Origin of the sequence: Rickettsia endosymbiont of Lasioglossum villosulum (genome assembly GCF_964026455.1) — a bacterium.
Classification (GTDB): Bacteria; Pseudomonadota; Alphaproteobacteria; order Rickettsiales; family Rickettsiaceae; genus Rickettsia.
In genome coordinates this window covers 437,512-462,156 of sequence record NZ_OZ032152.1, presented here as the reverse complement: position 1 = coordinate 462,156, position 24,645 = coordinate 437,512, and the positions used below count along the sequence as shown (strand labels likewise).

Below are 24,645 nucleotides of genomic sequence, written 5' to 3'. Positions count from 1 at the left end.
TCTGCTTGCTCATCTAATTTTAATTTATAATTAATTTTTAAACCTTCTCTTTAGCAATTAAATGTTGTTCTATTAATCTTGCTCTTCTATCAATCTGATCACTACTTGTTAGCATATTACTCCATTTCTCCTGAGCAAAAAGTTGTACTTGATCTAAAGCTTTTAAGTAGGCAGTTAAATGATGATCTGCTACTTGCTTGGATTTTAGCATAGTTACTGCTTTTCTGACCTCAGAGACTACCTCCTTTAAATGCTGCAACAAGCTGTAACTAGCCACTAATTCTGAGGAGCTATCTAAAATAGTTACCCCAGATATTGCCTCTAAAGTAATATAATCATATATTGGAAATGCTTCTCCTATTGAAGATAGGAAAGATATGTCTGTATTACTAAACTCATTGTTGCTTGCCAGTTTACTCTTTAATTCATCTAGTTTTGTTTTAGCCTTGCCTTGATATGATTGATCTGGAGCAATAGTAATATTGCGTCTTAGAGCTGGGTTTAAACAATGAATATTATCACAAGTATAAATTGAGGCTGATTCTCCGCCTTTTAAATGAGCAATCCAGCTCTTTTCATCTTGAGCAAGTGACGCAAAGAAATAGACATTATTATCTCGAACTATTATAGTTCCCGTCATTGACATAATGGCATTTCTCATATTTTCAGGAATCCCTGCTTTTTCTGCTGCCCTGATAAAAATATTATAATTATCTAGCATTAGCTCTGGATCTTTATTTTGGATATTCGCTAAAGCTTGTTTCTGCTCTAAATCACTACGACATTTTTTACCGGCAGCAAAATAATCAAAGCCAGAGCTGGATTGTAAATCCTTGCAAACTGATTCTCTCATTGCTGAATCTTTAGGCAGTACTGAAGCAAAAAGAGCCTTAGTCATTTCACAATCGCCCTTAGCAAATTGATTCATTTCCATAGCAAGATTTCTTAAATCTTTTAGGGCATTTTCTATTTGCGGAGCAAAGGTCTTAAGGCCCAATGAAAATGCATAAGCTTTTGCTTGCGAACCTATATTTTTCATCAGCTGTACTAACTCATCTCCTGAAATAATAGAAAAACTACCAAGATAAGAATCAATACCACTACAGCTCATGGTCAGTGTTGGCGGAGTTATAGAGATCGGATTAAAAGCTGTTTTACTAGTCCGCATTGATAGTCCTCCTGCTGCATAATAGCCGGCAGCTTGAGATTGATATGAACCAGGTTTCGTTACATTAACACTCATCCCTTCAAATACATCCTGTAAATCCCAAGCATAAGATGTTGTCGCTTGTAACAATAAAACTATCATGAAAATATGCATCACATGTTTTATGTAGATCACTCTTCTAAACTTATTGTTACCAATCATAATCACTAACCTTTAGTACATTATAGTACTGCACTATCAATAAAATATTTTCAGAAATTTTATTTTCACTAATAATGCCTTTTGCAATTAGATATATTTGTTTGCCGCTGCTATCGACTAAATATAATACCGGTACAAGCTTTGCAGGATTTAGTGTTTGTAATAAACCGGTATCTTTAATGGTTGGCATCCCTTGAAATCTAGTTTCACTATTACTTACAAAAATTAATTGAAAGCCATATTTATCTGCAAATTCTCTTACAATAGGGGTAAATGCCTGACAGTAATTGCATCCTTGATTTACTTGCATAATTAATCCCCAATTCTTAGCTAACAATCTTAGTTTTTTGCTGTTTTCTTCTTCTTGCCTTACTTCATATAATTTTTTATGTAAGGAATTTACTGGTTCATCCATGTTTACTAGCTTGTAATCTAGTATCGTTGCTAGTTGCCACATGGTGGCAAATTTATGTGATTTTTCTAAAATTTGTTTATGTAACCTTTGAGCAATAATGACATTTTCTAGCGTTGGATTATCAAGAGCTTGACGCTGAGCTCTATTAAATTCCTTCTTTAAAGCTTCTATCCTTTCATCATAAGGCTCAAGTTCTGGCTCTTGCTTTTTTTTATCTTGAGAAAATTTTAATATTTCTGGCTTGTAAACATGATCCTCATTATACCATAAAAACCCTTGAGGTTGTTGCCAAAATTGATTATTTACATTAAACCTGATCATTTCATTTTTATTACTACTATCTAACTCCATAGTACCAGCAAATGCATGATTTGACCAATCATTGATTAATAACCATAAATTAATTACTAGTAATGTAATAGCTAGTGATGATTTAGTTATTGTGTTTACTAACCACTTCATTATTTTAATAAGATAAATTTGAATCAGTACAATTATTATTAGACCTTTGTTGTTGCATTATAGGCATCTGGTTTTTTAGTTGCTGTGGAAAACTCTTACTCATTTTACTTTTAGCATGATCAAGTAAATCACTAAATAGCTCCTCTAAATCAAACTTAGAAAAATCTATTCTTTGCAGCTCTTCTACTGTAAATCCCCTACAATTAGCATATTGTGCTGTGCCAAAACCAATAGCTAATTGTTTTTTGCCTTGTTCTTGAAATACTCTTGCAAGTTTTGAATTAAAACAACAATAAGTAGATTTTTTAGTAATACATGTCTTAAATATTTTATCTTTCTTAGCACAATATGTACCAACATAGTAGCACTGACCTTTTGCTTTTTTTAAGGCTAAGGCTTTTTCTTCTGCATTACACCTACTTAATCCTAAATCTTTGCCCCAGCCTTTAAACCCAGAACAACAATTAAGAAAATTACCAATATTTACTTTGCGGCAACTGCTGGCATGCCCTTTAAATACTGAAATCGGATTTGTCTGCATATCTTTTTTCATTTCATTTAGCATGGCAAGGTGCCCAATACTTGCAATATCATTCTTTGGCACAATAGTTGCAGTATGACAATTCCCTCCTAAACAAAACATTTTTGATCCTGCTATAGAGGAGCTAAACTCTTTTTTCTGGGCTATACATATGTAATCTTTGTGCCATTGCAAACAAATACTAGCAGCTTGCTTAACGCAATTGCTCCTTGCAAGTTCACAAGCTTGCTTCTTTAAATGATCACACCCATATTTTGGCTCACTACTACATTGATATTTAATTTGCTCACTCCAGCATGGACGATTAACATTATATTGATTAAAAAATAATTTATCACCAGCTTCAAGACATATGCGATTTATTTCATGGCATTCATGTTCTTCAAGCAAAGCTTCTAAAGATTTATTTACTATTTGGAAATATTCACTTTTTTCTCTAAATTCCTTGATTTTATCACGATATTTATAAGTAAAAACATATCTATCCCATTTTACTATATCTCTATCCCAGCCTTCAGTTAACGCTCCTTCTCCTTGAGAAGAAATGCCCATATATGTATCAATATGATCAAGAGAAACATTTAACTTACCGGCAATTGCTGCTCTTACATCAAGCATTATTGCTTGATTATTATGCATATGCATGCTGTATATTGTTTTACGCTTACCGAAATGTCTTTTCTTTTTCCAAAAGACAGGATAAAGCCAGTGACGATAACTGTTACTTATCTCAGAACCTGAAAATGCTATTGCTTTATCTTGCCAATCGCCCCATTTATCTATTAATTCAGCATCTAGTATAAGATTCCTGATAATATCTATTTCAAATTCTGCCCCTTCACAGCAACTCTTATTAATTTTGGTTTTGAATACTTTTTCACTAACATTAAGTGCAGTCCCTTCTGTATGCTTTAATGGATCTGCCTCAATCTTAGCTGAATTACTAATTAAGGGATTGTCAGGATTAAGGTCATATTCTTGCATTGCATTTATTTTCTTCAGCTCACTTTGTTGCAGTAATTGCCCTTGTGCAGAGTTATTTAGCATAACACTACCTTGATTTGTTAAGTCTTGATCATTCATTTTACTTAAATTTGATATATTTACCTCTTTATCAAATATTATCTTATTGCCCATTTGATTAGGATTACCAAGCTTAATACTGTGTTCATACTGTCTGGCACTATTATAACTATCCTCCATAGTAGCAGAGTAAGAACTGATTGCATTCATCACTAAAGTAACTAACATAATAATATTAATACGGGCTGTTGAAAAAGTCTACAATGATTTAAATATATTACAAAATATAAACTCTTAGTTTACGCTAAAATGCGTTTATTTAGTAAAATTTTAAGTTATTACATAGAAAGGATTAGGTATAAAGCACTTTTTCAACAGTCCGATGACATTAGTTTACAGAATGAAGCGAAGTGGTGGAAAGTATTAATTGATCGCAATAAGAATGGTGAGAGATTTTTAACTGAGAATTTGCAAATATTTATCACAACTACAAAAAATGGAGTGGAAATAGCAGAAGAGAAACTGCTGAGCCATTATAATAGTTTAGATTTTCAACTAGCTAGAAACGATAAATTGCATCTTGTTGGTTTATTATCAATACTGCCAATGCAGCAAGCAGTTTTTTGGAAGTCTTTAAAATTCTTTCAATTAGTAAAAAACGTTCCTGCAAGTGAGGTAGTTGCTAAATTACCTATTCATGGAGAATGGAAAGGTATTAATAGAAGCGGTGTATTACTACTTGGTCACAAAGGTGAGATGTTTAACTGGAATCCATTTTATAGGGTAGGAGGTGCCGGTAACTATAATGTATGCGTGATGGCACCGTCAGGCAGTGGGAAGTCATTTTTTTTGCAGGAACTCGCTACTAGTTTAGTGTCGCAAAATGTACAAGTATTTGTGCTAGATATAGGATCGTCTTACCAAAATATTGCTGAGGCTATGGATAATAGTGAGTTCTTAAGATTTAATGCATTAAATGATCTATCACTTAATCCGTTTCATGGGATTATAGGTAGCGGAGCTGTTTATTTAGAAGCTCAGAAGCTAAAGCGAGAAGGTAAAAGCAAAGATGAGATTATGCAGCGTACCGGTTTAACTGCTGAAGGATTAGAAATATTATTCTTGGAAAATAATAAGGCAAAAGAGGTCGCCGAGAATGAGACTATTGAGGTTTTAAAGATTGGAGAGCATTTTGTAACCAAGGATGCGATTATTTATGCAAAAACTACTATAGCTACAATGTGCGGTGTGAGCGGAGATAACACAAAAGAAGCTATAATTGAAAAGGGATTAAATGAAGGGATAAAGCAATACGGGGATACGCTAAACTTAGATAAATATGCGGGGGTTCTAGAAGAGATGGAAAATGGTATGGGAAGAGATCTTGCAATATCTCTATATCCATATACATCGAGTGGAGTTCATGGCAGGTATTTTAGGCAAGGAAAGAATGCTAAATTCAATTCACCTTTAACTGTATTTGAATTTGAAGAAGTTAAAGGTGATGAGGTATTCTTGTCAGTCATTTTGGGCATAATATTAATGCAAATAACAATGCAATTTTTATGTGGGGATAGAAGTATAAGAGATTTGTATTAATTGTTGATGAAGCATGGAGAATTATAGATCATAGCGTAGGTTTTTTAGAAGCATTTGCAAGAACTGTCAGAAAATACGGTGGGAGTTTAATCACCTGCGTACAAGAGTACAAAGATTTAGATAACGGACCGAAGCATCAAGCAATTTTAAATAACAGTAGCTGGACGGCAGTGCTGCGTCAAGAACCAGCTGGGATTGGTCAGATGAGACATTCTGAGAAATTTAAGAACTGTGCGGCATTAATCGAGACTATTACCAAAGATCCGGAAAATAAATATTCTGAGATTATGATCATGGGCAGTAACTTACGTGTTGTAGGAAGATTAGTGGTAGATCCGTATAGCGAGTGCTTGTATTCGACGGAGAGTGAGGATTATGGCTTTTTGCATCAATGCAAGAATAATGGAATAGATAAGGATACGGCAATTAGAGAGCTTATCAAAAGAAAGGGCAAGAAACTACCAGCATTTAAAGTGGATCATAAAAGTATAGAGCCAAAAAGCGGCAGAGAGGAGATAATTCTAATATGAATCAGAATCAGATATCAAATAACGAGTCTAAGACATCACTTCAGGTGGAGGCTGTAAATAATATTACAGTAAATAAGCATCAAGTGAATGTGACAAGACTTATGATAATATTGTTAATATTTCTAATTGGGTGTTGTTGTGGACATCTTGGATCGCAAATGCTCTCTAATTACCAAGATAAAATGCAAATATTATATGTATCACGCAGTGAGATAATGGATTTAGAAAAAGCAAGACTTGAACAGAGCCAAGATCCTGCGGGCAGGATGTTTTTTGGAGAGATTAATAAGGCAATCAGTTTAATTCGGAGAGAAGCGATTAATTATGAGGATAAATATCACCGTGTGATATTTGTAGGAGATAATTATGTGGAAGGGAGAAATGCTAAATCTATTAGTAAAATAGTATATGAAAAAGTAATGCATCAATTAAATGTCATAAATAGTAGTATATAATGATTAAATTAACATTTAAAATACTAATAATTTGTAAAGTAATATTTATTATTGATGCCCATGCTATGGATCCAGGAAAGCAAGGTGCAACATACGAGGTAGTAGAGGAAGGGTTTGTCAGCATGATTAAGAATCGTTTATCGACGCTTGATTTGCAGCAACATCAAGAAGAGATGCTACGAACAGCAAGACGTCAGGTATTAGAGCCAGCACCTGTTGTTGGCATAAGAGCTACAAGTAAGCCAAGGGAGTTTTGGTATGATCCAAGTTTTACCTTAACAAAGGATATAAAATTATCTGACGGCAAGATATTACATAAGGCAGGTACAAAAGTGAATCCTCTAGATCACATGGTGTTTGATCGCGAGCTAATATTCATCGATGGAAGAAGTCAGGAGCAAATGGAGTGGCTTAAGCAGCGATTAGATGGTGCAGAACAAAATAATACGCAGATGATAGTTACACAAGAACGCCAAGAAGAATATAATAATTTAGAAATGATAATTCTTGTAGGTGGAAAAATACTGGAGTTACAAGAGGATATAGGTAGAACATTATATTTTGATCAGGCAGGTGAGTTAACGAATAAGTTTGGTATTGAGCAAGTTCCGGCGATAGTGGTACAAGACGGCAAGAGGCTTAAGATATCTGAAATCAAGATTTAGATTAGACGTAAAATAACTGCTGGCGACGAATAGAAAAAAGAACGCCTCCAGCAGCAAGAGTCATAAAGAATAACGTTAGTAGGTGACAAGAAGAAGAGCAGGAAACCTACTAACATAAATAAGTTAAAAGTAATAATAGCAACAAGTCAAGAAGAATTTAAAGCGAGGTAATAAGGTAATCATGGTAATAAAGCAATATAGTGGGAGTGATGGTACTAGCATTAATATTCAAGGATATGCAGAGTTTTTAGAGAAATTAAAGAATCGAGTTGCTACAAGCAGATTGAGAGCGGCTAGAGCAGTTAACACGGAGCTAACAACACTTTACCATTATATTGGTACTGAGATTTTAGATCGTCAAAAGAGATATGGCTGGGGTTCTAAAGTAATAGATAATTTAAGTCAAGATTTACACTCAGCTTTTCCTGAAATGAAAGGTTTTAGTAGTAGAAATTTAAAATACATGCGACGCTTTGCTGAAGAATATCAAGATTTTCAATTTGTGCAAGAGGTGCTTGCACAATTAACGTGGTATCATAATGTGACTCTATTAGACAAAATATCGGATAAACGCACTAGATTATTTTATATACACCAGGCAATAGAGTATGGTTGGTCACGCAATATTATGGTTATGCAAATCGAACTTGCGTTACATAAGCGTCAAGGTAAGGCAATAACAAATTTTCAAGATACATTACCATCTCCACAATCAGATTTAGCTTATCATACACTTAAAGACCCATATATTTTTGATTTTTTGAATATAGGTAATGAAGCACATGAGCGAGAAGTAGAAAAAGAATTAGTAAAACATGTAGAAAAGTTTTTATTAGAATTGGGTGCAGGATTTGCATTTGTAGGCCGACAGTATCACTTAGAGGTAGGAGATCAGGATTTTTATATTGATTTATTATTTTACCATTTAAAATTACGTTGTTTTGTAGTGATTGAGCTAAAGAATAAGGACTTTAAACCGGAATATGCGGGAAAAATGAATTTTTATTTATCAGCAGTAGATGATTTATTAAAGCATTCAAGTGATAACCCAACTATTGGGCTAATTTTATGTAAATCTAAAAATAATGTATTAGCCGAATATACATTACGAGATATGAGTAAACCTATTGGTTTAGCTGAATATAGATTAACAGAAAACCTACCGGAGGAAATAAAAACAGATCTTCCTACCATAGAAGCGTTAGAAGCAGAATTATCTAAAGATTTAAATTTTAAAGAATATAAGAATCAAGAATAAAAATATAAAGTAGTAAAATAATGAGAAGCAAAGATTATACAAATAAGGTGGTTAACCAGTCGCAAGAGACTAGCAATTGTGTGAAAAAATATTTTTGGCGAGTATGGGCATTAGATAAGATGATGACATGTGCACTAATTATGAGTTTATCAACACTTATGTTGCCTAATTTAAATGATGCAATAATGCTTTTTGTCTAGGGCGGTAGTATGTATCACAAAAGAAAGTTTGAAACCCAGATAGTCTATATGTAATAGTTGAGACGGGCTGTTGAAAAAGTTATAAAAAGAAGTAGAAAAGAGTTAATCTAAGGAATAAGCTGTATTTTTATGCTTAAATGAAGGTGTAAAGATGCAGGGTTATAAGCTTGATCAAAGTGTGAGATGTAATAGCCTTAGCTTAAGGCACATGATACCTAATGATCATTTATTAGTGAGGATTCATGAAGCTAAAGAATTAGAGTTTTCTTTTATCTATGAAATAACTAAGAATCGTTATTGTGCTAATTACGGACGTCCATCAATTGATCCTGTATTATTTTTTAGGATGCAAATAATAAGTTACTTATATGGTATAAAGTCAAATAGACGATTATGTAAAGAAATTCAGTTAAATATAGCATATAGGTGGTTTTGTGGTTTAAGTTTAGAGGATAAAGTACCGGATCATTCATCATTAAGTAGGATAAGAGATAGATTTGGGGTAGAACTATTTCAAGAAATATTTATAAGCTTGATTAAGCAATGGTATGAACTAGATATTATAAAAGGAGAAACAATTATTTCAGATGCCTCTTTAGTTGAATCTAATACCTCTATGAATAGCCTAATATTAAGAAAAGATCAAGGTGATTCACAAAAGAGAGAATTAAAAAAATATGAACGTCGTTATCATGATTTCCGAGAAGGGAAAAAAGTAAGGAAAATATCTAATCAAACTCATGTCAGTAGGACAGATCCTGATTGTAGTCTTGTATCAAGAACTAATGGTTATAAAAAGCTATGTTATAAGACCCACTACTCAATTGATTCAGATTCACGTATTATAATAGATTGTTATGTAAGTACAGGATCACAACATGAGTGTATTGTACTTCCAAGTAGAGTTTGGAATATATTAAATAATTTTTCTTTTAGAGTAAAAGAATGGATAGCAGACAAAGGTTATGGTAGAGGTCCAACCTATGGATATTTTAAATTACTTGGAATTACAACTTATATACCTTTACATGTAGATAATCTTGGTGAAGGAAAAATAAGTAGGGGGGAATTTCAATATGATAGAGAACAGGATAGATATAAGTGTCCACAGGGACATTATCTTTATCTGTATGATAAATTAGATAAAAAACAAATAAAACGTTATCGTATTACAGGAGGGCATTGTAAAAATTGCTCTCTAAAATCAGGTTGTATTTCTGATAATTATAGTAATAGAGGACGATTTATTTATCGTAATCCTTATCAGGATGAAATAGATGAGGTAAAGGTCAGACAGAATAGAATTGATTTTAAGAAAAAACTAATTGAGAGAAAGTGGAAAATAGAAGGTCTATTTGGTGAAGCTAAGGAGAATCATGGTTTACGAGGAGCAAAATTTAGAAGTGTACAGAAAACACAGATTCAAATACTGATGATTGCGATAGTACAAAATTTTAAACGGATACTTAAAATTATTTTTTGGTTTTTTTATCTACTGCTATTAAAGATAAAAAAATATTAAAGTATTTGCAACCTTATTGATTTTTTCAACAGCCCGTCTTGACTTCTACAATGTCAATTAATACAATTTTTGACTGTCAACAACTTTTACCACATTCCGTATCAACTACTATCAGTTAAATATTTTATACGAGTTATTTCTAATATATAATGTGTGTTACCATCATTGTGTATATCCTCGCTTTTAAGTATCTTACAATTCAGTTGATACTCTGAGCATAATTGCTCTATTCGTTGAATTTTTCTTAGTGATGAAGTAATAAATATTCTTCCTTGATTTGATAATAAATTAAAACCTTGCAACATAATATCTTTTATGAGTGCATTATCAACATCATAAAAAGCTCGGCTGATTGATTGTCTTGCAGGTATTATACCGTTAAATTCATTTTTAGATAAATTATCCCAAGGCACCCCTGAGACAAGTATATCTATCTTACCGAGAAATTTTGGTAACAACGGTAATACACCTTCTCCATTAAATAAATACATATTGTTTGTAATACCATGAAGTATCAAATTATCTTTTGCACATTGTATTGCATGTTCACTTATATCACTACCAATAATTGTATGAGCCCCGTTCTTTGCAGCTATTATACCTAAGGCAAAGCATCCAGATCCTATATCTGCAAACACCTTATTTTTTACTAAATTGTTGTCTATTAAAAATTTTGCAAACATGGCCGTTAATTTTCCAGGAGGATAAGCGTTAACATTATTGATAATAAAATTATTGTTAAGAACACTTACCTGATATGGTACATGTTTATTAAGCATGCTTGATATATATTGTTCTGCTTCTGGATTTAGCGATGCCATAGATTTTGTACTTAATAATAGTATTATATAAAAATAATACTTTAAAAATTTTAGCATCATTTATGCTCCCTGATATGACATATCTCAGAGTCTGTATTGAAAGTAGATTGATAACAAAAATAATTCATAATTTAAATCCAGTCAATTTATTCAATAGATTTCTTTCGGGCTTGCCCCCGAGATTTACTCTGCGTAGTTAAAGGCATAACTCCTAATAATACTTCTTGTATAAGTATTGTTACAGAGATACAATATTATTGTAAGAAAATATTATAATGGTACCCAAAAACTGGGCAGTAAAATTATAAAATAAAATATAAATACAACATGCAATGATATTTATAAAAAAGCAAAATAATATAGTGCATCAGAAAAAACAAAGATAGTTTTAGAAACAATAAAAGCTGAAATGATAATAGAGCCAATTAATAGCAAATATTGGAGTACATCCATAATAATTGAAAGGTGCAAAAATGATAAAAAATCAGCAAGAAGCAAGAGAGCTTACTGTAAGGCAACGGATGGAAGCTATTGGCTTATTATCTGTAGGCACATTCTTAGAGTATTTTGATCTAATGATTTATGTGCATATGGCAGTGGTCATTAATGAACTTTTTTTCCCAAAAGCTAATCCTGAAACTACAGCTCTTTATGCAGCAGCATTTTGTTCTACTTTTGTTTTTAGACCTGTTGGAGCATTAATTTTTGGTTGGATTGGTGATCATATTGGACGTAAAATCACAGTAGTTATTACTACTTTTATGATGTCTATAGCCTGTATAATTATGGCTACTCTCCCTACATATGCTCAAATAGGTATTACTGCCACTGTGATAATGACTATATGTCGCATTGTACAAGGTATGTCTTCGATGGGAGAACTGATGGGAGCACAACTTTATCTCACTGAAATTACTAAACCACCTGCACAATATTCAGTTGTAACATTAATAGATGCTGTTGCTGCTGTGGGAAGTACCGCCGCTTTATGTATGGCATATATTGTTACCTCATTTGCATTCAATTGGAGGATAGTGTTTTGGATAGGAGCATTAATTGCGTTCATAGGAACGATAGCTAGAACTGCTCTTAGAGAAACGCCGGAATTTGCAAATGCAAAAGCACGAGTAAAAAAAATACTGCAAGATAATGATACGCATCACAGAATATTACAAGATGACCCTATGTGGTCTGAAAAACCTGACAAAAAAAGCATTTTAGCTTTATTTTTAATAGATTATAGTTGGCCATTAACTTTTTATTTTGCTTTCATTTATTGTGGCAATATTCTTAAAAATCAATTCGGTTATACGCCAGAGGAAGTTATTAGTCACAACTTTTTGGTATCAATTGCTGCAATGATTAATATGCTATCAATAGCATATTTAAGCCGTAGAATATATCCACTGAAAATACTAAAAATAAAAATAATGACTATGCTTATTTTTATTCCATTTTGTCCATATATATTAGAGCATGGATTAACAACGCCATTTTGTGTGATGTTATTACAACTATTTTTTGTAATATTTGGTCCATCTAAATCACCAGCATTTCCTATTTTCTTCAAATATTTTCCAATATTTCAACGATTTACTTATAGTAACTTTTCATATGCGTTTTCACGTGCAATAGTATATATACTAACCTCTTTCGGTACTATTTATGTTATAAAATATTTTGGTAATTGGGGATTATTAATTATTTTGATACCAGTATATGGCGGATATAATTATGGATTATCGCATTTTGAGCAGTTGGAAAAGGAAGCTGGTAATTATCCTTAAATATAATTGTTTGATCCTGTAACATACGTTTTTTTATAGGTGAATAATGATGGCATAGTTCGGCTATTTTGTTTGATATATTTAATACTCCATATACCTGATCTTCAAAATAAATACCTAGGGTTATAAATTTTTTAAGAGTTTCATTTACAATCTTTCTGATTTTTTCAGGAAATTTTACCCCTAGTGTCTGCATATTATGTAGCCTATCAAAAAGTTTTATTAGCAGTACATCATGTTTCTTCTCTTTGTATAACATCTCTACCATTTCAGCAGAACTAATCTTTATACCATTATCCTTAATCCTAGTCAAATCCATTACTTGATTGGCTATATTCTCTCCAAATTCTTGTAATATTTTCTCCTTGGTAAGTTCTGTATCCTCTATAGTATCATGCAATATACTAGTGACTAGTATATCTGTTCTAAATAAGTAATCTGATATCATATATGCCATCTCTATCGGATGTGAGTAAAATGGTTGGATGCTTTGCTATTACTTATAGGCACTTACATTTATAATTAATAAACATGGATTATTATTGGACTAAAGATCATAAATATGATAACTTAAGTACTCAGGATTATCTGTTTGGTACTACTGCCCACAACAAAAATGAAAAAGGTGTGTATGAGTAAATTACTTGGTGGTTGGAGTATGTCTTTAACTCGTTACCCATTGAATGAATTTGACTACATAATGTATGGTATGGTTACAAATCTTGAGGAACTAACAACAGGAAGCATGACTTCTCAAGGGTGGAGTCCAGAACATGAACCAAAACCAGAGTATAATCCTTGTTTTACAGGTAAAAGACTTTGGGTTTATGGCGGGGGTGGATGTACTCCTGAAGAAAAACCCTCTAGTATGAATGATGTATCCCGCATTATATCTACGACCATTAATAATGGTTGGGATGGCGTTGATTTTGATGACGAGTGTAATATGAACACTGCATTTGTTATTGAAACAATGAAAATGCTAAAAAAAAATAATAAAGAAACTAGTTTTGGTTTTATTGCAGGTTATTCTTATAACAATCCAAATACAGAAAAAGGGAAGAAGATTACCGACAAAGTTAAGGCGATTATCGCATCAGGTCAATGCGATAGATTAGTGCATTATTGTTACGCTGCTGCAATGTGGAATCAAGATGATATTATCAATAATGTAAAACAAGCATTAGTACAAAGTATCTCTTATGGCATAGAACAAGATAAAATTGTGTTAGCCTTGACTACCGTAGGGCTGACAGACTGGAATTTAAATTACTTTCTAGATCAAATTATTGATTTGAATTTAGGGGGGGTATTTATATGGCGATATGATGAGTTGACCCCAAATCATTATAGGATCATTAAAGAACGGTTAAATAAGTCTTGACGGCACCTTGGTAACTGATGTATTGAAGGAATCATTAAGTAAGTATCAAGCTCCACAGATATTTAATAGTGATCAAGGTAGTCAATATACCAGTAATGGATCATATACAGATTCTCAAAGATAATAATATTCAGATATCAATGAATGGTAATGGCAGGAGTATTGACAATATTGTTATTGAGCGTTTCTTTAGGACACTGAAATATTTATTAATGATTATCAAAATATAGAAGAGCTTAAGGAGGGCATCAATGATGACTCTGTCGCATCTGTAATAAAATGGCCAAATTTCTGCCTTGAAACCCGCATAGCGTCGTTATCATTTTCTATAATTTTGCTAGATGTGACAGAACCTATATTACTACTTCTCTCTATTTGTAACAGTGCAGACTTACAACAATGATACAGAAATATGGCAGTAACATAAATTTAATTATCTAAAAAAAAAGATAATATGCTAGCTTGAAAGTAAGGATGAGTGCACATATGACAATAAATACTTATGTTAACCTCATTCTCAGCAATTTTTATAATTAAGTATAAAGATAGCTTATTATTCAGTCTATTTTTATATTAAGAACAATTTTTTTTTAATAAATTAGAGGAGGTTATTATGCCACTATCTTATATAATTACAGCAAAATGGGGAAAAGACTTAGCTGATTGGTATATACCATTAGAGCTTACAATCAGAAATAACACTGATCAGGATGTAAATTCTCCTGAAATAAGCTTTGACGTGAATAAAATACACAACATTACTCCAGGTAGTGAAATTAGAGCATACACAGGTTTTGCTCAACAAACATTTACTCCTCCTGTAATTAAAGGAAAATTATCAGAGCATTTATCTTTATTAAAAGCTAAAAGTTCTACAACTTTAACTTTTGGTGTTAGTTTTTCTAGCACCTCCACATATCCTTCATTACCTACTGACTTTACTTTTAGCGGTGAACCTATAGTAATACCTGAAGATCATACTCCTCCAACACCAGTCAAAAATATAACAACAACTTCTTCTGGCCCTACAAGTTTTTCTTTAAACTGGACACCAAGTATAGATAAAGATACAGGTGTTGATAAATATATAGTAAAGTATAGAGTCACTAATGAAACAAAATATCATGAAGCATCTACTATAACTAATAGCATTTCTTTAAAAAACTTAACTACTAATACAAATTACGAAATTTATATTACAGTGTTTGACTATGCTAATAATACTTCTGTGCCTAGCTTATATTACGCTTCTACCGGTGAAGCTTTAAAAGGTCCTGCAGCTTGGCAAGAAGGTAATCATATTAAGGGTTCGCCTTTCGTTGATGCAACGGCTTGGCCTACACCACCTATTGATAAATGGGCTGAATCAACAAATTTAAAAGGATATTTCTTAGGGTTTATTACTGCTGCTACCGATAAAAATACAGGTGAAGTAAAAGCTTGTTGGGGCGGTAACCTAAGTATGTCTGATGGAAATGATAATCAGCAATATGAAGGAGACGTAATTGTTTCTGATTATTATAAATCTTATATTAGTGGTATTAGAGAAAAGAATGGTGATATAATTTTATCTTTTGGCGGTGCATCAAATGAACCAATAGAGGGACCAATAACAGACATTAAACAAATTGTAGATATTTATTTAAAAGCTATCAAAAATTATGATTTGACTGCAATTGATTTTGATTTCGAGGGTGGGTTCTTAGCCCATAATGAAGCTTTAGATAGACATATTGTAGCAATAACTGAGGTGATTAAAGCACATCCTGAATTAAAAGTCTCTTATACCTTACCTGTAGACGGTGCTCCTGGGTTAATGGGATTTAATGCAAATGGTGTAATTTTCCTTAACAAATTATACGAAGCAGGTATTACGCCATCGCTTGTTAACTGTATGTCTATGGAATTTGGTCAAGGTTCAAGCTCTAATCTTTTCGAATGTGCTAGACTTTCTCTTGAAGGCGATGCTGCAAATGACACAGACGGCAACAGAAAAGGTGCAATAAAACAATTAAAAGAGATTTGGACTAACTTAAGCACTGAACAAATTTACAAAATGACCGGTCTATGTACAATGTATGCTAAGCATTTAAACGGCAAAGTAAACACTGTTGAGGATCAAGCAGAAATAAACAAGTATTTCATTGGTGCTAAAGGGCTTGGAAACGTAAGCGGTTGGGATGCCTCATTAGATATGGATCCTGCAAAAGGTGGCGGCGGTTATAGTGTGGGTGATTATAGTAAAGTAGTTGCTCAGTATGAACCGGATTTACTTGGAAGCCATTCATTAGATTGGGTGCCGTCAAGTTAAGTAAAATAGTGTCAAAAAGAGCTATATTTTTAGATTTCAGGCAGCAAGCAGTCTTTGAGTGGCTTCTCATCCCAAATGGATTTAACGGATGCAAATGCAATTCTTTGCTCAGGTGATGTTTTAGTATATCTTCCAATATTTACGGCAAATATATTGCTGACTTTTCCCATCAGTGATAATGTACATTGGGCTGAATATAGTATAAACCTTCAGACGGGCTGTTGAAAAAATCAATAAGGTTGCAAATACTTTAATATTTTTTTATCTTTAATAGCAGTAGATAAAAAAACCAAAAAATAATTTTAAGTATCCGTTTAAAATTTTGTACTATCGCAATCATCAGTATTTGAATCTGTGTTTTCTGTACACTTCTAAATTTTGCTCCTCGTAAACCATGATTCTCCTTAGCTTCACCAAATAGACCTTCTATTTTCCACTTTCTCTCAATTAGTTTTTTCTTAAAATCAATTCTATTCTGTCTGACCTTTACCTCATCTATTTCATCCTGATAAGGATTACGATAAATAAATCGTCCTCTATTACTATAATTATCAGAAATACAACCTGATTTTAGAGAGCAATTTTTACAATGCCCTCCTGTAATACGATAACGTTTTATTTGTTTTTTATCTAATTTATCATACGGATAAAGATAATGTCCCTGTGGACACTTATATCTATCCTGTTCTCTATCATATTGAAATTCCCCCCTACTTATTTTTCCTTCACCAAGATTATCTACATGTAAAGGTATATAAGTTGTAATTCCAAGTAATTTAAAATATCCATAGGTTGGACCTCTACCATAACCTTTGTCTGCTATCCATTCTTTTACTCTAAAAGAAAAATTATTTAATATATTCCAAACTCTACTTGGAAGTACAATACACTCATGTTGTGATCCTGTACTTACATAACAATCTATTATAATACGTGAATCTGAATCAATTGAGTAGTGGGTCTTATAACATAGCTTTTTATAACCATTAGTTCTTGATACAAGACTACAATCAGGATCTGTCCTACTGACATGAGTTTGATTAGATATTTTCCTTACTTTTTTCCCTTCTCGGAAATCATGATAACGACGTTCATATTTTTTTAATTCTCTCTTTTGTGAATCACCTTGATCTTTTCTTAATATTAGGCTATTCATAGAGGCATTAGATTCAACTAAAGAGGCATCTGAAATAATTGTTTCTCCTTTTATAATATCTAGTTCATACCATTGCTTAATCAAGCTTATAAATATTTCTTGAAATAGTTCTACCCCAAATCTATCTCTTATCCTACTTAATGATGAATGATCCGGTACTTTATCCTCTAAACTTAAACCACAAAACCACCTATATGCTATATTTAACTGAATTTCTTTACATAATCGTCTATTTGACTTTATACCATATAAGTAACTTATTATTTGCATCCTAAAAAATAATACAGGATCAATTGATGGACGTCCGTAATTAGCACAATAACGATTCTTAGTTATTTCATAGATAAAAGAAAACTCTAATTCTTTAGCTTCATGAATCCTCACTAATAAATGATCATTAGGTATCATGTGCCTTAAGCTAAGGCTATTACATCTCACACTTTGATCAAGCTTATAACCCTGCATCTTTACACCTTCATTTAAGCATAAAAATACAGCTTATTCCTTAGATTAACTCTTTTCTACTTCTTTTTATAACTTTTTCAACAGCCCGAATACTTTGTCTCACATTTGTTCCTCTTGCATTATCTGCAATGCATCATTTAATCCTATATGACCTGCTAGTTTTTTAACTTTGCCTTGGTTATTATCTATCACTACTATCGGTACAGAAGTAATTTGATATTTCTCAAATAGATTTGGATCAATATCAAAACTAATACCAATTTCATCGGCTTTTGCTTTAGTCTCAACAAATGAATTATTTTTTAAACCTCGCATTACAAGTCTTACACCTTTTTGTTCTGCTTCAATATAATAACTCTTTAATGCTGAATCAGGCATTGAAAATGAAACAAAAATGTAGATTTGATTATATGTTTTAGTCTCTAATTTAGGTTGTACTATATTATGTAACAATACTTCTGGTTGTGCCAAAGAACTTGTGCTACCTAATATTAGTAAACAAGTTAAAATTATTGTTTTTAGGTTAAATTGCATACTTCTCAATTTTATAAAAATTTTACAAATTAAAATAAACAGCAACTGCGTTTACGCCAGATCGAATAACCAAAATCTTCACCTTTAACAGGAAATTCTCTTCCCTGCTGCCAGATAATTTCAGTCTCACCAATTTTTTTACAAGAATGCACCTCTGGTATAGGATAAGTCATCTGCAGTCTATATTGGCTCTTTTTGATTATTGGCATTGGATATTTAGAACATAATCCTTCTCTTCCCATATACCCCCAGAGTAACAATTCCCTATGTAACTTAGCCATAAATTTAGCTACTATTAATGCAGAAGATCCAACTCCACCATTATGAGAGCTAGTTGTACCGGTAAAGGGATAAAGATATCCTTGACATCCACCGCACCAAAACATCGCATCATTAGAAAGACTACCAGAACTACAGCTTACACAATCAGCTATACATGCACTTTGAGCTGTAATACTGCCAAATAATAAACTTTCAGGATTTAATATGGCAGCTTTGCTATCGTCTCCCCATAATGGATCAAATTCAGTTAAATATGTGATATCTACTTGTGACATCTCTAAACAGGCAAAATCAAGTAAGATCTCAAGCCAGTAAATAACCGGATATATATACCAATGAACATGATAAAAGCTACTTCCCTCTATATCATCCTTAACACCTTTTTGCATGCTAGTACCAAGATTAATGCCTCCAAGACTTACCATGCACATAGGGGATTTAGTTACATCCACCAGTCTTACCGGCTCCCAGAATCCAATTGGAATACCAGGAACTGGCATCGGAATCGAAGGCTTAGGGCAAAAACAAACAATTTGCCTTGGGTTATTAGTATCAGCCATAGAACTTGATACAATTTTTACTCCTCCGATAGTAATTGGAAATAAACATTTCCAGCAAACATCAGTGATTGGATTTACAAACCTGCCTACGCAGCCAATTGATGCATAACTATAATTACCAAGCAAAATAATTATAATAAACATTATTAACTTCATTATTACTTGTATATTTCAGAAGTGACTAAATCTGTATTTGCTTGACAACCTACCTTTGCTTGCTCAGCTATCATATTATTTTTCTCACCTGCAATTAGATATACTACTTCTCCACTAGATTTTACTATTGCATGCACCTTACCTTGTAATACATGATCTATTATCTTTTCTAAATTTTGCTTTGCTTCTGGTAATTGCCATTTCTTCATAGATTACCTCCGGATTTTATCAGTTTTTATTCACACCTTAATTTTTACTCAAATACTATAATATTTCAATTAATCTTTATTTCACTAATCTTTAATAAAATCCCTTTTTGCTCTATTATAGCTGGAATAGCTTTTATCTTAAAACGAGTAGTAAGCACACCCCCTTGATCAAAAAATATTTGCTTGTTTAATTCTTGCCCAAGCTCTATAGGGTTTCCTTTAGTAAGTACTAATCTTCCTATTTGTAATTTAGCCCACTTAACCTGCTGCTCATCATCTCCATCAATAAATATCAATAGCTCCCCCCAACTTATTTTTTCTAAAGGATTCACACTTGTTCCAGCTTTTACTATGATGTTTCCCGCTTGATCTTTTATATCTGTCTTTTGTATAAAGCTTGGATCATAGTACCAGCTAAGGTTTTTATTTGCTTTTGCTAGAGCTAAGACAGGAGTTGGTCTAGAGATTTTTTGCTTTGCTCTATTTTGAAATTCTTCCTGTATTTTCTCTAAATTTCCATTTTGTTTTACTATTTTGAGCCTCGCCATAATTATCTCTAGTAAAGATTCTTCAATAATGGGAAATATATGACCTCTAACACCATAATCTAATATTTTGCTGCTTTTGCCAAGCTTATTAACACCATCCGCATTAACATTACTGACTTGCAATATAGCTAAAAATAAAACAAAAAAGCTGATGACAATAATTTTTATGTCTAAATACCTTCTCATATTTTTTAATCACTTTAAACCAAACCTCGCTCTTCCAGTATATTATTGATGGCATCTGTAACGCTCATTCCCGCAATCATTCTATCTTCTAAAGCCCTATAATCCCTAGCATTAGTAGATGTTAGCATTAGAGTAAATGGATCTAACATTAATCTTGCTACAACTCCATGGACATTAGGTCCATAAATCGCTGCTTCACTATAATGCGGTGGATTCGAATGAATTGATTGTAGTAAATTTAGCTTCCAGTCCTCATCGACAAAACCTGCAAGTTTGGGGTTGGCTCTCATTGCTTTAAAGCTCTCAGGATTTTGCTTAAGAATAACTTTATGTGATGAGTTCTCAAAAGCTTTTTCAGCAGCTGATCCTGCTTCCCTGAAGTAATCAGTTAATTGCTGAGTAGCAAGAGTAATTGAGCCATTGTATTTTCTAGCTATTCTTCCTGCTTCTTCAATAAATTCTCCAGATCTCTTGCCAGATAGTAATTTCCATGCTTCATCAATCATGATTAGAAAGGGACGCTTCCTATCACCTTTAACCATGCTTTGGTTAATATGCACAATCATGATTTGTACAATTACTGCAAGTAATGCCGGGCTACTACGAAGATGATCAGTTTCAATTACTACTATATCTGAGCTTAAGGATAATTTTGCCTTACCACTAAAAAACTTGCCATATTGACCATCTCTGGTGAACGGAAATAACATATTACCAAGTTCTTGTGCGTAAGACTCTTCTCTTTTTAGCAACCAATCTGCTATATCAGTTATCTCAGCTCTTGCTCCTTTTTCTTGCCAAACAGCTATTAAGGCTTTTTGCAGCATTGGTTGCTGCAAATCATTAGTGCCATACTGAGGAGCTGCCATGGTAGCTAGAATCGATGGAAAACTTGCTAGAAAATCTGCCTGTGCTTCAATTGAGTCTTCACTGCCGCCTGCTGGAATTTCTGAGAATGGATTAATTGATATCGGATTTTTTACATCAAATTCAATATAATTACCACCTAATAACAAACAAGTTCTTTTAAATGATCTACCATAATCAAGAACAAATACTCTGCCGCCAGTACCTAAGACCGATAGCATTAATTCTTGCATAAACACTGATTTACCGGATCCTGGTACTCCTGCTATACAAAGATTAAAATTTTCATTTGGAGCTGCAGATGCAGTATATAAATTTGAGCCAATTAATGCTGAACCAAAGGGCGACCAATACATAATCTGTCCTCTTCTACCGGTAAGTAACATTCCAGGAGAGCTTAAATCCCCTTTCCATTCACCAATGATAGGCAGTAACACCTTACTTTCTGAGGCAATAGTCCTTATGCCTCTACCAAGATTTGATAATGCTACGCCAATTCCCCGAGTCTTTTTGTTAAATATATTATTGAATCTATTAAACTTACCCACTAAAGAATTTGGTATGGCTTCAACTAACTGCATAGGTAAACTAGCAAGCACCACCGCTAAATGATCATATTTACAAGGGACAAAATACCAGCCACTTCTTCGCAGCTGTGAGCAAAACTGTGATGCTGCCCCTTTGGCTTTATTCTTCTGATCCCACATAATGACATTTAAGTGGATATTTACTACTCTATCACCGCTTTGCAAGCACGCTACTGCCCCTGCTAAATCTTGTGCTTCTAGTTGCAGATTAGGAAAGAATTTACCCATCCCGGCATTAATATTTCTCTCTAAAGCTTCTCTTTTGGTAATAGCAGATGTTTTAGCCACTAACTGATTTGGTATAATCTGCAAACCAAAATGAATTAAAAAATTTGCTCTAATATATTCATCTCGTCTTAGCTCATTACCTAAAAATAAATCCATGGCTGATAAACGCCACTCAGAAGGTCTTTTTCCTGTCTCTAAGCTTATAAATATTTGATTATCATTAAGACTTACATAATCTTCCTTTTCATATAAAGAAAAATTACCGGGTAAAATCTGCTCAGATAATATTTCATAAGGGTTAAGTTCAGGATGTTCTTCTTCCCTCCAGCCAAATATTAAACGGACAAATTTTAATAGCAATGTTGCCTCAACATTATAAGTAGTAAGCCCAATTGATTTAAATGTATCTTGCAGTACTTCTCTTCTTCGTATCATCTCATTAATATCAATCGTTAGCATCGGAATAGTGACTGAAATTAATAAAACTACATCTTTGATATTTCCCTCTTCCTTTGCTTTTTGCTCTAAAAATTTTGTTCTTCTACTGCTAAGCTCAGCAAAGATTGTATTTTTTCTATGTAACTGCCAGTTATCTAGATATTCTCTTATATGATCAGAGCCAATCATCAATATTTGAAAACTACTTCCTGCCGGTAAATTCTCATCACTTTTTAAAAATTCAGCTATCTCTCCTTGAGCTTGCAAGCTTGTTCCAACTAACGGCCAGCCAAGCAGGACAAATCCTACTGAAGCTCTATTAAAAAACAAGCTACTCTCCTCATCATATGATTCATAAACAAAATGTTTAGCTAGTCTTTCCCGAGCAAAATCTTTATCAATTCCTGATATCATTATTATACCTTCCAAAGCATCTAGCAGAGTATCTCGATTTAAAATTAGGCTTATCATTATTACTATTTGGATTAAATATATCAAGATCTGCCATTTTATTTACTTCATATAATGATTTACATTTTAGTCCTTGGGGCAGCGGGCAATCAAAATCGTTTCTATATGGCATCAATTTACAATTAGCAACGCTAAAACTTAACATTAATAACAAAAGCAGATTAATTATTTTATTATTCATTAAAAATTACCCGGATATTGTTGTTCTGACTGCAAATCAATATCTGTCATTTCATCAGTCCCATTATCCTTGATAAAATGTTCTTGCAATTTAGTTTTTGCCTTAGAAAAACTTGTCACTTTATTCCCAGAATAATTTTGATCATTACTATAATTTGTGCTATTTTGCGAATAATCAGTAGTAGTTGGCGGCAGTAATCTATCTACTTTATCAGCCTCTTTATTCTCTCTTAAATCAAAACCTTTTCTAAATACTACATCTATTACTCTACCTGAAGCTACAACAATCACTGGACTCATACTTTCTGCTCGTTTAATTGCAAAATCAGCAAGCTTTTCTAAAGCATTACCAGTGCCGGCATAAACACCAGCTTTCAAAGAATCCTGAGCTTTTAAAGCATTTTGTTGCCCGGTAATCGGTGACACCGGAAATATGCTATTGCTTGCCTGGTTCTGGAAAAATTGTGCTATCCCGCCAAGTACGCCGTTAAGCACCGCCATTCTTGCTATATCTGATGATCTATCAACAACTATCCCTTTAATTCCAGGTCTACCATCTTCTCCTATTAACCAACCTTCTACCGGTTTTTCAATTATCTCTCCATTACTATTTAGTAAAGATACCGTCTCCAAACGACATTTAGCCCGCTCTGATGAAATATCCCCGCTGCAAGAACCAATTAAAATTGCTTCTTTGATTTGCTCCGTTTTATATCCTTTAGAAAAAATAGCTGTATCAACAAGCCTTATCATTATTGGCTCAGGAGATGCTGAGTTATTAGTGCCGGTTCCAACTACTACTCCAGTAAGCAGCACCCCTCGTGCAAAGCTGCCGGTAGTAATATAATCTTTAACGTCTTTTTTTATCCTTAAGTCAGCTCTTTTTACATAGCCAAGTAATCTTTTTACTGGAGCAGTAGGAGCAGCAACAATGCTTTGCTCAAGGTTATTATCTAGTAAATCTTCTATTTTTTGATTATTATTAAAATCATTGCCATCATATAATATAGTTTCTTCATGAGGCTTCTCTAATGATTCTAACTTTTGACTAAAATCATCAATTTTAGTTTTAGTTTCTAAATATTTATTCTCTATTAGCTTCTCTAAATGGTTCTGCATGTTTTTAACTTCATTTAATATTTCTGCAGTCCATTTTGCCCTTGGATCTATGGCCTTTTCTATTCCTGATATTTCCCTTGATTGTCTATCTTCTTGTAAACCTCGGGAAGCTTTTACCTCACTTTCTGAAAATCCATAAAATACCAAAACCATTATTACTCCTATGCAAGCTAAAGTAACTAATGGTCTGTTTTTAATTATCTCTATGAGTCCTGATAATCTTTTACTAAATGCAGATGGTAATGTATGATTCTCTACTTTACCTTTTATTTCTTCCTGCTTATTGAAATCTTGATCCATTGCTTTTAATCAATATC

Annotated in this window: 21 protein-coding genes and 2 pseudogenes; 10 read left to right on the top strand and 13 right to left on the bottom strand. The window is 33.0% G+C overall.

Translation table 11 applies throughout. From position 1 onward, the window contains the following. Positions 1-37: 37 nt before the first annotated feature. Genes AAGD49_RS02260 through traN form a run of 3 tightly spaced genes read right to left on the bottom strand, consistent with a single transcriptional unit; the run spans position 38 to position 4,038 of the window. Entirely contained in the window at positions 38-1,369 is a 1,332-nt protein-coding gene (locus AAGD49_RS02260) for a conjugal transfer protein TraH (RefSeq protein ID WP_341788955.1), read from the bottom strand. After that, a complete protein-coding gene (locus AAGD49_RS02255) occupies positions 1,359-2,249 on the bottom strand; it encodes a conjugal transfer protein TraF (protein WP_341789204.1) in 891 nt (296 codons plus the stop codon). The genes AAGD49_RS02260 and AAGD49_RS02255 overlap by 11 nt, the downstream gene beginning before the upstream one ends. A 1-nt stretch (position 2,250) precedes the next feature. Further along, a complete protein-coding gene (traN, locus tag AAGD49_RS02250; protein WP_341788954.1) occupies positions 2,251-4,038 on the bottom strand; it encodes a conjugal transfer protein TraN in 1,788 nt (595 codons plus the stop codon). A gap of 81 nt (positions 4,039-4,119) precedes the next feature. On the opposite strand from traN, the gene AAGD49_RS02245 reads away from it, so the two are divergent. The 6 genes from AAGD49_RS02245 (at position 4,120) to AAGD49_RS02220 (ending at position 10,039) form a co-directional block, all read left to right on the top strand. Further along, the gene (locus tag AAGD49_RS02245) at positions 4,120-5,409 is read left to right on the top strand and encodes a DUF5934 domain-containing protein (RefSeq protein WP_341788953.1); all 1,290 of its coding nucleotides are present in this window, start codon (positions 4,120-4,122) and stop codon (positions 5,407-5,409) included. After that, a complete protein-coding gene (locus tag AAGD49_RS02240; RefSeq protein WP_341789203.1) occupies positions 5,409-5,939 on the top strand; it encodes a hypothetical protein in 531 nt (176 codons plus the stop codon). The genes AAGD49_RS02245 and AAGD49_RS02240 overlap by 1 nt, the downstream gene beginning before the upstream one ends. Beyond that, positions 5,936-6,394 carry a hypothetical protein gene (locus AAGD49_RS02235; protein WP_341788952.1) on the top strand — a complete coding sequence of 153 codons (459 nt, stop codon included), beginning with the start codon at positions 5,936-5,938 and terminating at the stop codon, positions 6,392-6,394. Before AAGD49_RS02240 ends, AAGD49_RS02235 begins: the two co-directional genes overlap by 4 nt. Continuing rightward, positions 6,394-7,059 (top strand): conjugal transfer protein TraW, encoded by a 666-nt coding sequence (locus AAGD49_RS02230; protein ID WP_341788951.1) that lies wholly within the window; start codon positions 6,394-6,396, stop codon positions 7,057-7,059. The genes AAGD49_RS02235 and AAGD49_RS02230 overlap by 1 nt, the downstream gene beginning before the upstream one ends. A 181-nt stretch (positions 7,060-7,240) precedes the next feature. Next, positions 7,241-8,317: a YhcG family protein gene (locus tag AAGD49_RS02225; protein ID WP_341788950.1), complete on the top strand. Its 1,077-nt coding sequence runs from the start codon at positions 7,241-7,243 to the stop codon at positions 8,315-8,317. Positions 8,318-8,725: 408 nt separating this feature from the next. Continuing rightward, on the top strand, positions 8,726-10,039 hold the full coding sequence (locus tag AAGD49_RS02220; RefSeq protein ID WP_341788949.1) for an IS1182 family transposase: 1,314 nt from the start codon (positions 8,726-8,728) through the stop codon (positions 10,037-10,039). Between the two features lie 101 nt (positions 10,040-10,140). Here the strand turns inward: AAGD49_RS02220 and AAGD49_RS02215 are convergent, their stop codons facing one another. Continuing rightward, a complete protein-coding gene (locus tag AAGD49_RS02215; RefSeq protein WP_341788948.1) occupies positions 10,141-10,860 on the bottom strand; it encodes a 50S ribosomal protein L11 methyltransferase in 720 nt (239 codons plus the stop codon). A gap of 473 nt (positions 10,861-11,333) precedes the next feature. Between AAGD49_RS02215 and AAGD49_RS02210 the strand changes: the two genes are divergently transcribed. Then, entirely contained in the window at positions 11,334-12,647 is a 1,314-nt protein-coding gene (locus tag AAGD49_RS02210) for an MFS transporter (protein ID WP_341788947.1), read from the top strand. Here the strand turns inward: AAGD49_RS02210 and AAGD49_RS02205 are convergent. Next, positions 12,562-13,140, bottom strand: a pseudogene (locus AAGD49_RS02205) (HD domain-containing protein); the annotation flags it as partial. The gene AAGD49_RS02210 and the pseudogene AAGD49_RS02205 overlap by 86 nt on opposite strands. Before the next feature lie 123 nt (positions 13,141-13,263). Between AAGD49_RS02205 and AAGD49_RS02200 the strand changes: the two are divergent. The 3 genes and pseudogenes from AAGD49_RS02200 to AAGD49_RS02190 all read left to right on the top strand — a co-directional run bounded on the left by AAGD49_RS02200 (position 13,264) and on the right by AAGD49_RS02190 (position 16,342). After that, entirely contained in the window at positions 13,264-14,031 is a 768-nt protein-coding gene (locus tag AAGD49_RS02200) for a hypothetical protein (protein ID WP_341788946.1), read from the top strand. Beyond that, positions 14,024-14,237 (top strand): annotated as a pseudogene (locus AAGD49_RS02195) (DDE-type integrase/transposase/recombinase); the annotation flags it as partial. The gene AAGD49_RS02200 and the pseudogene AAGD49_RS02195, both read left to right, overlap by 8 nt. A gap of 407 nt (positions 14,238-14,644) precedes the next feature. Next, on the top strand, positions 14,645-16,342 hold the full coding sequence (locus AAGD49_RS02190) for a fibronectin type III domain-containing protein (protein ID WP_341788945.1): 1,698 nt from the start codon (positions 14,645-14,647) through the stop codon (positions 16,340-16,342). Between the two features lie 250 nt (positions 16,343-16,592). On the opposite strand, the gene AAGD49_RS02185 is transcribed toward AAGD49_RS02190, so the two are convergent. From AAGD49_RS02185 to AAGD49_RS02150, 8 genes are all read right to left on the bottom strand, one after another. Continuing rightward, positions 16,593-17,906 (bottom strand): transposase, encoded by a 1,314-nt coding sequence (locus AAGD49_RS02185; protein ID WP_172686766.1) that lies wholly within the window; start codon positions 17,904-17,906, stop codon positions 16,593-16,595. Positions 17,907-18,062: 156 nt separating this feature from the next. Beyond that, the gene (trbC, locus tag AAGD49_RS02180) at positions 18,063-18,497 is read right to left on the bottom strand and encodes a type-F conjugative transfer system pilin assembly protein TrbC (protein ID WP_341788942.1); all 435 of its coding nucleotides are present in this window, start codon (positions 18,495-18,497) and stop codon (positions 18,063-18,065) included. Positions 18,498-18,526: 29 nt separating this feature from the next. Beyond that, positions 18,527-19,495, bottom strand: coding sequence for a conjugal transfer pilus assembly protein TraU (gene traU, locus AAGD49_RS02175; protein ID WP_341788941.1), 969 nt, complete (start codon positions 19,493-19,495; stop codon positions 18,527-18,529). A gap of 2 nt (positions 19,496-19,497) precedes the next feature. Continuing rightward, complete coding sequence (locus tag AAGD49_RS02170; RefSeq protein WP_266234656.1) at positions 19,498-19,704, bottom strand: type II toxin-antitoxin system prevent-host-death family antitoxin; 207 nt, start codon at positions 19,702-19,704, stop codon at positions 19,498-19,500. 65 nt (positions 19,705-19,769) lie between these two features. Continuing rightward, positions 19,770-20,438, bottom strand: coding sequence for a type-F conjugative transfer system protein TraW (gene traW, locus AAGD49_RS02165; RefSeq protein ID WP_341788940.1), 669 nt, complete (start codon positions 20,436-20,438; stop codon positions 19,770-19,772). Between the two features lie 14 nt (positions 20,439-20,452). Further along, positions 20,453-22,972: a TraC family protein gene (locus AAGD49_RS02160; RefSeq protein ID WP_341788939.1), complete on the bottom strand. Its 2,520-nt coding sequence runs from the start codon at positions 22,970-22,972 to the stop codon at positions 20,453-20,455. Continuing rightward, the gene (locus AAGD49_RS02155; RefSeq protein ID WP_341788938.1) at positions 22,956-23,210 is read right to left on the bottom strand and encodes a conjugal transfer protein TraV; all 255 of its coding nucleotides are present in this window, start codon (positions 23,208-23,210) and stop codon (positions 22,956-22,958) included. The genes AAGD49_RS02160 and AAGD49_RS02155 overlap by 17 nt, the downstream gene beginning before the upstream one ends. After that, on the bottom strand, positions 23,210-24,628 hold the full coding sequence (locus AAGD49_RS02150) for a TraB/VirB10 family protein (RefSeq protein ID WP_341788937.1): 1,419 nt from the start codon (positions 24,626-24,628) through the stop codon (positions 23,210-23,212). The genes AAGD49_RS02155 and AAGD49_RS02150 overlap by 1 nt, the downstream gene beginning before the upstream one ends. Between the last annotated feature and the right edge of the window lie 17 nt (positions 24,629-24,645).